The organism is Acinetobacter sp. NyZ410 (genome assembly GCF_022828975.1).
Lineage (GTDB): Bacteria > Pseudomonadota > Gammaproteobacteria > Pseudomonadales > Moraxellaceae > Acinetobacter > Acinetobacter guillouiae.
Map to the genome: position 1 here is coordinate 1933376 of NZ_CP094620.1, position 12917 is coordinate 1946292.

Consider the following 12917-nt stretch of genomic DNA (forward strand, 5'->3'; position numbering starts at 1 on the left):
ATGGAGTAAAAACATGAATGCAGTTGAAAAATTACCAGAAGATTTCTGTTCAAACCCAGACGTTGCTTGGACATTTCCCAAAGTGTTCTATACATCGTCTCAAGTTTTCGAGCGTGAAAAAGAAGAAATTTTTGCAAAAAGCTGGATTTGCGTTGCACACGGCAGTGAAGTGGCACAAGCCAATGACTATATTACCCGTAAGGTCATTGGTGAAAATATTATTGTGATTCGCGGTAAAGACAGCGTATTACGGGCTTTTTATAATGTTTGTCCGCATCGTGGACATGAGTTATTAAGTGGCAGTGGTAAAGCGAAGAATGTGATTACCTGTCCTTATCATGCATGGACATTTAAGCTAGACGGAAGTTTGGCACTGGCACGTAACTGTGATCATGTTGAATCCTTTGATAAACAAAACTCAAGTATGGTGCCTGTAAAAGTTGAAGAGTATGCCGGTTTTATCTTTATCAATATGGATGAAAATGCCACTTGTGTTGAAGATCAATTGCCTGAGTTTGCACAAAAGCTCAATGAAACTTGTGCGGTTATCAAAGATTTAAAACTTGCAGCACGCTTTGTGACGGAAACACCAGCGAACTGGAAAGTGATTGTAGATAACTATATGGAATGTTATCACTGCGGACCTGCGCATCCAGGCTTTGCTGATTCTGTTCAGGTGGATAAATATTGGCATACCACACATCAAAACTGGACCTTGCAATATGGTTATGCACGCTCTTCAGAAAAATCATTCAAGCTGGATCCATCGGTACAAGATCCAACCTTTAGTGGTTTTTGGACATGGCCTTGCACCATGTTTAATGTGCCACCAGGCGGTAATTTTATGACCGTGATCTATGAATTTCCTGTAGATGCTGAAACGACATTACAACATTATGATATTTACTTTACCAATGAAGAACTGACTCAAGACCAAAAAGATTTGATTGAATGGTATCGTAATGTCTTCCGCCCAGAAGATTTAAATCTGGTTGAAAGTGTGCAACGTGGCTTAAAGTCACGTGGTTATCGCGGTCAAGGGCGAATCATGACGGATAAGCAACGTTCGGGGATTAGTGAACACGGCATTGCTTATTTCCAAAACCTCGTTGCGCAATATCACAAATAATCATTTAAGGGAGCCTCTCAAAACATCACTGGGGTAAACAGCTCGATCATGTTTTTTTAGAGAAGCGCTCAAGTTAAAGGTACGGCAAATAAAGTCGTACCTTGCTTTCAAACCATAGGATCATGACATGTCAAGTTTGCAAGGTAGTCCGCTATTTCAACAACGCGGATGGGTAAATGGTCAGTGGATCAATGCACAATCCAATGCCACTGTACCCGTCACCAACCCAGCAACAGGTGAAGAGATTGGGCTTATTCCCAATATGGGGGCAGCAGAAGCAAGCCTCGCTGTTGATGCTGCATATCAAGCCTTAGCAACGTGGAAAGCCTTAACTGCACAAAAACGTGCAGATTTATTATTGGCTTGGTATCAGTTGGTATTGGCACATGCTGACGAACTGGCTCGTATCATGACCATTGAACAAGGCAAGCCTTTGGCTGAAGCCTTAGGTGAAGTGAAATATGCTGCTTCATTTATTCAATGGTTCGCAGAAGAAGGCAAGCGAGTTTATGGTGATGTGATTCCTACCACCAACAATCAACAGCGTTTTATCATTACCAAGGAACCTGTAGGTGTGGTTGCAGCGATCACACCTTGGAATTTCCCAATCGCTATGATTACTCGTAAGGCTGCGCCAGCTTTAGCTGCGGGTTGTACGATTGTGATTAAACCTGCCAATGAAACGCCTTATTGCGCCTTGGCCATTGCCAAACTTGCAGAAATGGCAGGGATTCCTGCTGGGGTGATCAATGTTGTAACAGGTCAGTCACAAGAAATCGGTGCAGTATTTACCAGTCATGAAAAAGTCAAAAAACTGACTTTTACTGGCTCAACACCTGTTGGTCGTTTATTGATGCAGCAATGTTCAGACACGATTAAAAAACTTGCGCTCGAACTTGGTGGAAATGCGCCATTGATTATTTTTGATGATGCGGATTTAGATAAAGCAGTACAAGGTGCAATTTTTGCCAAATTCCGTAATGCAGGGCAAACCTGTGTTTGTGCCAACCGTATTTATGTACATGACAAGGTTTATCAGGCATTTACTGAGAAATTTGTGCAAGAAGTTGAAAAGTTTAAGATTGGTAATGGTCTTGAAGAAAATGTACAGATAGGGCCTTTAATCAATGAAAAAGCCGTCCTTAAGGCTCAACAGTTAATCGATGATGCACGAAAAAAAGGTGCACAAGTGGCTTGTGGTGGTAAACAGCATGCACTTGGACAGACCTTTTTTGAACCAACCGTGCTTACTGATGTGGATCAAAGCATGGAAATTGTCAAAGAAGAAATCTTTGGGCCAGTGGCACCACTGATTCGATTTAGTGATGAAGCAGATGTGGTTGCCCAAGCCAATGACACCATCTTTGGTTTGGCAGCCTATGTGTATAGTGAAAGCATTTCACGGATCTGGCGTGTCGCAGAACAACTTGAATATGGCATGGTGGGGATGAACTCAACTGCAATTTCAAATGAAGTGGTCCCGTTTGGCGGTGTGAAGCAATCAGGGGTAGGCCGTGAAGGTTCTAAGTATGGCTTAGAAGAATTCATGACCATTAAATATATGTGTTTAGGGCTATAGGATAAAGGCGTGTTGGACATTCATTGATGATCATCCAACACGCTGCCCTCCAATGAGAAAGCGCTTGAATAAGTACTTAAAAAAGCAACATGTGGTAAAGAGGATTTAGACATGGCAAGTCATTATGAAATGTTTGCATCAGTGGTCACTGGGGTAGAGCAACTTACACCATTGATCAAACGGTTTACATTTAAACGTCAGGATGGACAAAATTTTCCTCAGTTTAATGGGGGCAGTCATATCATTGTTAAAATGAATGATCAGCTTTCCAATGCCTATTCACTGATGAGCTGTGCTCAGGATCTTAGCACTTACCAAGTATGCGTACGCAAAGATGTAGAAGGTAAAGGTGGCTCGGTCTATATGCATGAGCAATGCAATGAAGGCTGTGAAATTCTGATTTCAGAACCTAAAAATTTATTTCCACTGGCTGAAAATGGCGCAAAACATATTTTAATTGCAGGTGGGATTGGGATTACGCCTTTTGTGCCGCAAATGGATGAGTTGGCTGCACGTGGGGCAGATTACGAATTGCATTATGCCTATCGTTCGCCAGAGCATGCTGCACTGTTGCAAGAACTCAAACAAAAACATGCTGAACATATTTTTAGTTATATCGATTCAGATGGGAAATGCCTTGATCTCGATCAATTAATTTCCGCACAGCCAAAGGGCACACACGTTTATGTCTGTGGGCCAAAGCCAATGATTGATGCGGTGATTGATCGTTGTAATTTTCATCGTTATCGAGATGAATATATTCATTGGGAACAATTTGCTTCAACCGTACCTGAAGATGGTGAAGCGTTTACTGTGGTTTTGGCGAAATCCAATCAGCAAGTCGAAGTTCAAGGCAACCAGACTATTTTACAGGCGATTGAAGCATTGAATATCGATGTTGAGTGTTTGTGTCGTGAAGGGGTGTGTGGTACCTGTGAAACTGCAATTCTAGAGGGTGAAGCAGAGCACTTTGATCAGTATTTGAGTGATGATGAAAAAGCATCACAGCAATCGATGATGATCTGTGTATCTCGTGCCAAAGGCAAAAGATTGGTATTAGATTTATAAATAATCCTTGGCGTAAACCGAAGTGATTTATGTTGATATATTGCAGCTTTACTTTAACCTGAATTGACGGTTTCTAAATTAACGCCGAATGAGTTTCATTCGGCGTTAATGACTGATTATGAGTATGATTTAACAACTACATTTGAGCATCTGCGCAAAAAACCAAATATTGCTGAGTGCAAAGCATAGCCACTAAAAAGCCCAAACAAATTTTAATACACTGGTATGGCCTTCAGGGCGATTCTCAACATGAGTTTCTTTTAAATACTTTGCTTCAATTGACCAGTTTTTATCTTGATATTGTATTGCAGGACCAATTGCCAAAACTTGTCCACGCATCGCAATATTTTCACCCTGTTGCTTATCTGACTTGGTTTGCTTAAAAGCGTAGCCTTCAACAGCCACTTTAACCTGATCAGTAAGTTTATATCCAAGACTATAATCACCAGCAAAATATTCGCCAGATTTGTATTGGGTATCATCATTTTCAGTGTTAAAGCTATAAGAAATTTTAGTTGAAATATCTAAACCATTTTTTGGCGCATAGCTGTAGGCAAAAATCGGTCGAACAGTAGTATAGTTTTTGCCAATATTGGCGACCAAAGGCTGTTGTGCTGTGGCCTTATCATACTTACCTGTGGCGAGTACTGTTTCTATCGCAGCAATCCAGTGGTGATCTCCTTGATGCCAACCTAACATTGACCCCAACATTAAATCACCTAAGGCAGTGTTATGGTCTGACATCCCCGCTGCAGATAATCTGAGATCAACCATAGGCTGTATGGCATAGAAACCCAGTTGACCACCGAGATAGTTTTTTTCTGTCATCCAAACCAAACGGGGGATAAAGGCATTTACATCTAAATGAAAATTCGCTGGTCCGTTGTCAAAACTTCCAGCATGGTAATTTTGATAATAGCTTAATAGATACACGCCAGCGGGTGGTAGTGCGCCCGCCATCATACCTTCTGCACCGAGGGCAAATGAGTCAGCCCCATTTTCTGTGGCACAGGCAATGCTACTGGTTAAACCGAGCATCAATGGAACTGAAAGTTTGAACATCAATTGTTTCATAGAAAATCCTTTTCAATGATATTTTTATTGCAGGTAGCTGTAGTTAAACGGATTAAGCATCACAACATTGTTGACTAAGCGGCTACTCGACGACGATCAACCTCTGTAGAGGGGGCTTGATCAGCGTCTTGGACCAATTGGAAATTAAATTTGATGTGTTTAAAGGCTTTATTTAAATTGTATTGTTTAATTTTCGCGAGATCCGTTACATCCAGCGCAGTAGCGATCAGTCCATCACGAGTAGCAAAGGCAAAGTCATCCCAAAGGTATTTGTCACCTTCAATATTAAATTGAGTGGTCAGTTTGCGATAACCCGGCGCAGAGACAAAGTAGTGAACATGCGAAGGGCGGTTACCATGTCGACCCAACAAATTGAGTAAAGCTTGTGTTGTACCTTCAGGTGGACAGCCATAACCGACAGGCATGGTGGTTTGAGCGATATATTGACCTTGTGTATCGGTGAAAATACTGCGGCGTAAATTAAATGCAGACTGAGATTTATCAAAGAATGAATAGTTGCCTAAACTGTTGGCGTGCCAGATTTCTACTTTTGCATTGGGAATAATCTGTCCAGCAGTGTCTGTGACAATGCCTTCAATGATTAAGGTATCGACGTGCCCAGATTCAGAGCCATCATCCATACGAGCAAAGCCAACGGACTCAGGCGCACCTGCAACATAAAGCGGTCCTTCAATTGTTCGTAGTGTTCCACCTGTAATACCGGCTTTAGTATCTGCTTCATCTGCACGTAAATCTAAGTAATGTTCTAGCCCGAGACCTGCTGCCAAAAGTCCCAGTTCATTGGCTTGACCTGCATCTGTCAAATATTCTAAGCCTTTCCAAAGCTCGGTTTGAGACATATCTAAGTCTTCAATGGCTTGGAATAAATCACCAAGTAAACGAACAACGATTTGCTGAACACGCAGATTGACTTCACCTGTTGCTGTCGCGACATTCATTTGCTGAACGAGGCTATCGATTTGTTGTCTATTCATCATCATCTTCCTTTGATTGATATGAGTATTTGGCATGAGTATCTTGAGAGCGATCTGGAATTGGTGCAGATCACTCACGCTGGTGTTGCTATATTGGATAATTTAAGGGTTCAACCACTCAACTTTAGATGTGTCTAAAAAGTGCCGAACGTGATTGCCCATTTGCACCATCTGCCGCACTTAAAAAGCGTTCAGTATGGATGTCTTTTTCAAATAAACGGCTTTGCATCAAGGTGGAGATGGCGGCATCAATCATCGGTGGCGGGCCACATAAATATGCCTTGTGCCCACTGCATTTATTTTCAAAATAATTGGCAACCGCTTCATGTACATAACCTGTAAACCCTGTCCATTGGTCTTCTGGCTTAGGCGCATTTAAGGCAGGGATGTATCTGAAATTTGGATATTCTTTGACAAGCTGTTCGAATTTTTCACGGTTATATAATTCAGCAACATCCCGTGCACCTTGGAACAAATAAATGATACGGGTGTCACCTTGTTCTAAAAGATCCAGAATCATCGATTGAGGGCTTGAAAGACCTGAACCACCTGCAATGAAAATGACATTTTGCTGATCAGACTTACGCACAAAAAATTGTCCATAAGGTCCTGAAAGCGCCATTTCTTCACCAACACTCAGTTCATCATGCACATAGCGTGTTGCAGCACCCCCTTGCACTTTACGAATATGTAATTCGATCAGATTTGCTTCGCTCGGTGTATTGGCGATTGAAAATGCCCGGGTTCCTTCAATATTAGGGAGTTGGATATTGATGTATTGGCCTGCTTGAAACTGCATTGGTCGATCAAGTTGAAGTCGGACACCTTTAATCGTCGGCGATAAATCCGTTATTTCAATAACCTTAGCTTGGTAGTCTTGGACTAAATAGCCTAAGAAATCCTCGTCTTCATCCACATCAGCTTCGATGACCATGTCAGATTCGGGCTTGCAACAACAAGCCAACACTTTATTTTCTTCACGTTCAATGTCCATAAGTGCAAAAGGCGAGGCTTCACCTACATCATAAAAACCGTCTGTGACTTGAACTTTACATGTACCACAAGTGCCATGTCCGCAAGCAAAGGGCAACCAAACACCTTGACGCAATGCTGCATCTAAAATGGTTTGATCCTCTTCAACTTGAATGATGGTTCCTGCTGGTTCAATCGTGACTTGATAGCTCATCTGTGTTCTCCTTAAACATGTGTGCCTTGGTAACCTACTAAATCAGGCGTTACAAAGCGCAGGAGAGATTTATGATCAAAACCCAAATCTTCTAAGGACTTAGAAAAATCAGCCTGTAAAAGATTGCGGTTTAAACGGAATTCAGCTTTAGACCAATCAATATGTTTAAAATCGGGATGTTGCTCAAAACCCGCCTGAATTTGCCCATCAATCAAGGCTTGTAAGCTTTGTTTTGGTGAAACCACAAAAGCATGTGCCGAACAAAATAAGGTGTGATGATCCCAACCAATAAACAACAACATGTTTTCGCCGTAATTTTGTTGTAGATCTAGTGGTTCAAATTGATATTTTTCAACAATCGCTTGTACAGTCATGGTGTATTTCCTTAAACTTTTGAATAAATCCTTGAGCGGATGCTGTCGAGTTAGACAACATCCATTGCTTATTTTTTAATTTTTGGATGAGGGGTTAAGCTGCGTTGCCTTTCCACTTTTTCCAGCGCTGTTGGTCAGGTGAACCTTCAATATCGAGATTGTCTGCACCGACATTAAAGTTGTAGTAATCCCTTAAAATACTTTCTAAATCTGGACCACCACAGTTACCCTGCAAAATTTGATGTACAGGTAACCACGCTTGGATGTATTTCTCAGGTTCGCGTTCAAAAATGTCATGACAACCATCAGAGCAAGTGTGATAACGCTCATCTTTGTAAATTGAATCACGATAGCTAAATAGTGTTGGGTCGCCATCCATTTCTGTAAAGGTCATTGGAATTTGGCACACTTGGCACAATTGAGGTAAACCCGCGCTATAGAAGCGTTTACCTTCAGCTTCCATTTTTCGAGCAAGTTCCCAACGTGGGCGGTAGTATTTATCAAACGTGTCAGGATATTTTTCTGAGAGCCAATCCATTTCCTCATCTGTTGGGATCCACGTATGGAAGCCTGCTGCATGACCGAAGTTATAGAAAATCCACCATGCTTGATGCGAAACATGTTCTTTCTCTTTGCTAATCACTTCACTATATTTCGGCATACGAATCCCGTAGCGACTTAAGTCTTTAAACAAAGCGCCACCTGCTTCTTCAAAATAAGTTTCCCAAGCTTCTTTCCATGACATGACTTTATTTGGCAGCATGTAATCCATCATCATGCCGACGATGGACAGCAGGCGAGTTCCTCGCCAGAACCATTTATCAATCCATTCTTGTACGATTGGCACATTATCTTCGTGCTGTTCCAGTAAGAATTTTACAATTTCCAGTCCTAACGTCATGTGGCGTGCTTCGTCTGATTGTGCACTAAAGCCAAATGTTACGGTCGCCATATCACCGTTGTAAGCTGCTCCCGACATGAAAGGAACAAACAATAAGTTAGTTAGGACATATTCAAAGGCAAAGCTGATTGCTAATAAAAACTCAAAAGGCCCCGCTGAACGTGCATCTTCAAAGAATGATTTAGGTACAGACAAGTACCAGACACGGTCATGCATATGTGCCCAGTCTTGGAAGCCATCAAAGAACTTGTTGTAATGGCTCATCGCATGAATCTGGGTTTGTACATGACGTAATTCATCAATGGATTGCATTTGCGAGGCGATACGTGCACCAATGCCACTGAACTGACGTCCAACATGTGCATAGCCTTGGTACGCTTGATACTCAAGCGGGGTTACCGCGGTTAAAAACAGTTTAATTGCGTTGACATAACGTTCATTCGAAACATTCATTTGCCCATTGTTTTGTGCAAAAGCATCAAAAATGGCATATAGCTTCTTTTCTTTTTCTGCTTGGTATTTCCAATAGTTATCCATGGTTAAACGGAAAGGATCTTCCCATTTCGACCAGTCGGTAATTTTGATGCCTTCAAACTCTTCATACGGAAAGGCATCTTTACGATCTGCATAGGAAAAGTCCCAATCTAGATCACGAGTGAGTATCCGATAACGTTCTTTGGCATTGAGCTTTTTATTGTTTACTTTGGCTTGGCTATTCATTTTGATCATCCTTTAATTTACATGCAGCTACCTGCTATTTATGCTTTAAATCTAGGGGAAGTGCGGCTTAGTTCCACTTCAAGGTGAAACTGTCATCATCTTCATCAACATTGCCACCCAAGGTAATCATGTTGAGTTGTAGTTCTTGGATATCCCAGTTTTGCCCAAGTTTTTCTGATACTGTCTCTGCACGTACCACCAGCTCGCCAGTGCTTTCGACCCGAATCATCGCGGGAAGATATTGAATTGTTGCTTCAGGATTGTCCTGTTCAATCGCTTCAATGATGTAGCGTGAGGTGTCATTGTCTTGCAATGCTAAATAAACTTTAGAGGTCATGATGGCAAATCCTTATGCTGCTAAATCGAGTAAAATGTTGCCGGCTTTTTTGCTACGTTCAGAGATCTTATTTAGACCTGAATCAATCCCTGAATCCGTGAGTGCGGTTTGTGCCCAAGCACTAAATGCTTGTTTAACTTGGGGTAGTAATTCCGTGATCCATGATTGAATCAGGGTTTTATTGTCTTCAGATTCAGAAATTGCAGTTTTTAAAACACTGTCTGACCACTTCGCTAAATCAGTTAAACAGTCCTTTATAAATTCAGTAAGAATGGCAATATCACGCCCGCCATTTTCAACCAGCCATTCATCCAGCTGTCCAAAAACCAGCTCTTGTAACATGCTGTCAATCAACAGATTTTGCAGAATGTAAAGTTTGAACCAGTCTTGTTCGGTTAGGCTTTGTTCACAAAGTTTACGTAAGGGTTGCCAAGTTTCATCATTTAGCCAAGCGTGTTTGGCTTGTTGTAAGGATTCACCTGTATTGCCATCAAGAATCAAGCCAATACGTGAAATGTATTGCGCCATACCTAGACGATCCATAGCCGCAAAAATACATGCTTGGGTGATGACAGTGCCATAACCATAGGCACTGCCTGACATCATATGTAAGTTGGCTGTTTGTTCGACATAGCGAAAAGGTAATAAACACTGGATGATTTTTTGTTTCACTTCATCACTGAGATTATTGATCAACTGACGTTTTTCAAAAAAAGCATAATGACTTTCAGCGGTATCTTGCAGACGTGCACGATGTTGCACATAAGCACCGTAATAAAATTGGCGAGGGTCTTTAAATGCATACCAATCTTGCATTTGCAAAGCGGTATGGGTTTTATCATTTAAGGTTTTATCTGGCTTCCATAAGGGGCGATAGTGAAAATTTGTCGAAGCTTGAATATCAAAGCTGACTTCTTGATAGCGTGTTGCGGGCTTGGCTCCAAAACGGCGTTCGATATACGCATAAGTCTGACGAATCGGTTGCAAATTGGATGTTTTAATTTCTAAAGTCATTACTTTCTCCTTGTAGAATTAAGCCTGATCGTCTTGATCAGAATGTTGGCGAGCATGATTTAAAACAGTCGGTTCAATGCCATAACGCCATTTATCTTCCTGCGCATCGTTCCAAGCTTGTTGTTCTGCGGTCATTTCAATGACATGATTAATTTCACAAAAATGCTGGAAAGCCTGTTGGGGGAGAATAAGTTCAACAAAAAGCGTGGGGTCTTGAATGGCAAAATCGAACTCGACAAATTTGGCATTCCGCTCACCAGTAATACGGATATATTTGACCAATGCGGTAGGCTGTTTAGCGTCAATCATGTGCTTATCCTTTTATCAACATCAAAACAATTTTGATGTAGAGCTTCATGCTCATATGCTAGGTTTGCTCTAGACATTCCAAAAGTCGTGCCAACTTTAAAATTTAATTAAAATTCAAATGTTTATTATTTTTTGCTCATGAGGATATGAAGCACGACAGCATTATTTTCATCAAATAATGAACCTAAAGAGATGCTGATTTCATCAAAAGATGAAACAGTGATTTTGATGGGAAAGGTCGAGTTAATGTTTATAAAACCAATAACGACTTGATATCGATTAAAATATAAACAATATACCTTAAAGGTATGAAAATATAAGAAAAGGTAGTGAAGCTTTTGGTTCAGAATTAGGTAATATCAAGATTGCATTCACAAAGACATATAGCCAAGGATGGATATATCATGCCCCCAGCCAAAGATGTGAAGGTATATAAAAAAATACTGGAACAGAACAAAGATATTCAAGATTTACTCGATAAAATCGTTTTTGATGCTCAACACGGACAAATCTGGTTTGATGAAAATCGAATGCTGTTGATGCATACCAGTATTCTGGGCTTTTTAAGAAAAGATCTCTATCAAATGCTGGGGCTTGAACGCACCAAACGCTTTTTTATTCGTTGTGGTTACCAAGCTGGCATGCGCGATGCAGAAGTGACCTCAAAACTACGACCAAATTTAAATGAAGCAGAAGCTTTTATGGCTGGACCACAAATGCATGGCATCCGTGGTATGGTGCAGGTTGACGTCAATGAGCTGCATTTAAGTCATGATTTAAAACAGTTTCATGCTGATTTTAACTGGCTTAATTCATTTGAGGCAGAGGTGCATTTAAGTGAATTTGGTGCTTCAGATCAACCTGCTTGTTGGATGTTATTGGGCTATGCCTGTGGCTATAGCAGCTTTGTCATGGGGCAGACCATTATCTATCAAGAGACACATTGCGTTGCTCAAGGTGATGAGCATTGTCGAATCATTGGGAAGCCGTTGAGTGAATGGGAAAATGCCGATGAGTTGATTCGCTTTATGTCACCCGATGCCGTCTCAGATGAAATCATTGCCTTACAGGCGGAACTCAATCAATTAAAGAAAAATATCTATACCGATGCTGAAAGTGATTACACCATGTTTAATGCGGTTGGCGAGTCGGTCGCCTACCGCAAAGTCTGTGATCTACTTAAAAAAGCAGCAGGGAGTAAAGTCGCAGTTTTATTACAGGGTGAAACAGGCGTTGGCAAAGAAGCATTTGCACGAGGTATTCATAATGGCAGTCAGCGCCAAGCGCAACCATTTGTGGCTGTGAATTGTGCCTGTATTCCTCCTGATCTGATTGAGTCAGAACTGTTTGGGGTGGAAAAAGGCGCATTTACTGGTGCGGTTCAATCTCGAATGGGAAAATTTGAACGTGCCCATGGCGGAACTATTTTTCTAGATGAAGTGGTCGAGCTTTCACCGCGTGCACAAGCTGCGTTATTACGTATGCTGCAAGAAGGTGAATTTGAACGGGTAGGAGATAGTCGCACCCGCCAAGTCGATGTCAGACTTGTTGCTGCGACCAATGAGGATTTAGAGCAGGCCGTTAAAGATGGAAAATTCCGTGCAGATTTATATTATCGCTTAAATATTTTTCCTGTGATTATTCCACCTTTGCGTGAGCGAAGAGAAGATATTCCCTTGCTGATTAATCACTTTTTGGCACGCTTTGAAAATATGTATAACAAGACCCTAAAAGGGCTCAGTGATAAAGCGAAAAACTTTATGATGAAATATGATTGGCCTGGCAATATTCGTGAGTTGGAAAACTTATTGGAAAGAGCCACCTTACTGACCGATCATCAACAGGAAATTAAATTGGACAGTTTGTTTCCTCAACATAAGGATTTAGAAGCAGTGAGTGAAACTGCACAATCGCTGATCAATGTAGAGGATTTATTTAGTGAGAATTTCTCTTTAGATCAACTTGAACAAAATATTATTCGTAGCGCAATGGATAAAAGCCAACAGAATGTCTCAGAAGCTGCACGTATGCTTGGAATTAGTCGGGCAACATTGGATTACCGTTTAAAGAAAATTACGCTAGGTTAAAATCAAATAGGTCCCAATAACCATAGACCAAGAGCCATAGAAATGTGCTTGGATAGCGCTTCGATCAGCTTCAGGCCGCTAGGTTATCTGCTTATAGTTGCTGATAGTTGTCAATTTAAAACAGATGAGTTGAATGCTTGTTTC

The 12917-nt window shown here is 41.2% G+C and carries 12 protein-coding genes; 4 read left to right on the plus strand and 8 right to left on the minus strand.

Going from position 1 to position 12917, the window contains the following annotated elements; all coding sequences use genetic code 11:
• The first annotated feature begins 13 nt into the window (after nt 1-13).
• From cntA to cntB, 3 genes are all read left to right on the plus strand, one after another.
• Nucleotides 14-1129, plus strand: coding sequence for a carnitine monooxygenase subunit alpha (cntA, locus tag MTO68_RS09000; RefSeq protein WP_004721375.1), 1116 nt, complete (start codon nt 14-16; stop codon nt 1127-1129).
• A gap of 127 nt (nt 1130-1256) precedes the next feature.
• Complete coding sequence (locus tag MTO68_RS09005; RefSeq protein WP_004721374.1) at nt 1257-2708, plus strand: NAD-dependent succinate-semialdehyde dehydrogenase; 1452 nt, start codon at nt 1257-1259, stop codon at nt 2706-2708.
• Between the two features lie 111 nt (nt 2709-2819).
• Nucleotides 2820-3776: a carnitine monooxygenase, reductase subunit CntB gene (gene cntB, locus MTO68_RS09010; protein ID WP_244015683.1), complete on the plus strand. Its 957-nt coding sequence runs from the start codon at nt 2820-2822 to the stop codon at nt 3774-3776.
• A gap of 192 nt (nt 3777-3968) precedes the next feature.
• Here the strand turns inward: cntB and MTO68_RS09015 are convergent, their stop codons facing one another.
• The 8 genes from MTO68_RS09015 to MTO68_RS09050 form a co-directional block, all read right to left on the minus strand.
• On the minus strand, nt 3969-4850 hold the full coding sequence (locus MTO68_RS09015; protein ID WP_244015684.1) for a transporter: 882 nt from the start codon (nt 4848-4850) through the stop codon (nt 3969-3971).
• A gap of 74 nt (nt 4851-4924) precedes the next feature.
• Entirely contained in the window at nt 4925-5845 is a 921-nt protein-coding gene (gene catA, locus MTO68_RS09020; protein ID WP_244015685.1) for a catechol 1,2-dioxygenase, read from the minus strand.
• Between the two features lie 124 nt (nt 5846-5969).
• Nucleotides 5970-7031, minus strand: a complete 1062-nt coding sequence (locus tag MTO68_RS09025; protein WP_096733830.1) for a phenol 2-monooxygenase domain-containing protein — start codon at nt 7029-7031, stop codon at nt 5970-5972.
• A gap of 11 nt (nt 7032-7042) precedes the next feature.
• Nucleotides 7043-7405, minus strand: coding sequence for a phenol hydroxylase subunit P4 (locus MTO68_RS09030; protein ID WP_244015686.1), 363 nt, complete (start codon nt 7403-7405; stop codon nt 7043-7045).
• 94 nt (nt 7406-7499) lie between these two features.
• A complete protein-coding gene (locus MTO68_RS09035) occupies nt 7500-9026 on the minus strand; it encodes an aromatic/alkene/methane monooxygenase hydroxylase/oxygenase subunit alpha (protein WP_004820631.1) in 1527 nt (508 codons plus the stop codon).
• 67 nt (nt 9027-9093) lie between these two features.
• Nucleotides 9094-9363 (minus strand): MmoB/DmpM family protein, encoded by a 270-nt coding sequence (locus MTO68_RS09040; protein ID WP_004721361.1) that lies wholly within the window; start codon nt 9361-9363, stop codon nt 9094-9096.
• Between the two features lie 12 nt (nt 9364-9375).
• The gene (locus MTO68_RS09045) at nt 9376-10377 is read right to left on the minus strand and encodes an aromatic/alkene monooxygenase hydroxylase subunit beta (RefSeq protein ID WP_244015687.1); all 1002 of its coding nucleotides are present in this window, start codon (nt 10375-10377) and stop codon (nt 9376-9378) included.
• Between the two features lie 18 nt (nt 10378-10395).
• Nucleotides 10396-10686, minus strand: a complete 291-nt coding sequence (locus tag MTO68_RS09050) for a phenol hydroxylase subunit (protein WP_004820638.1) — start codon at nt 10684-10686, stop codon at nt 10396-10398.
• Between the two features lie 404 nt (nt 10687-11090).
• On the opposite strand from MTO68_RS09050, the gene mobR reads away from it, so the two are divergent.
• Nucleotides 11091-12773 carry a phenol degradation transcriptional regulator MobR gene (gene mobR, locus MTO68_RS09055; protein ID WP_244015688.1) on the plus strand — a complete coding sequence of 561 codons (1683 nt, stop codon included), beginning with the start codon at nt 11091-11093 and terminating at the stop codon, nt 12771-12773.
• Nucleotides 12774-12917 lie beyond the last annotated feature (144 nt).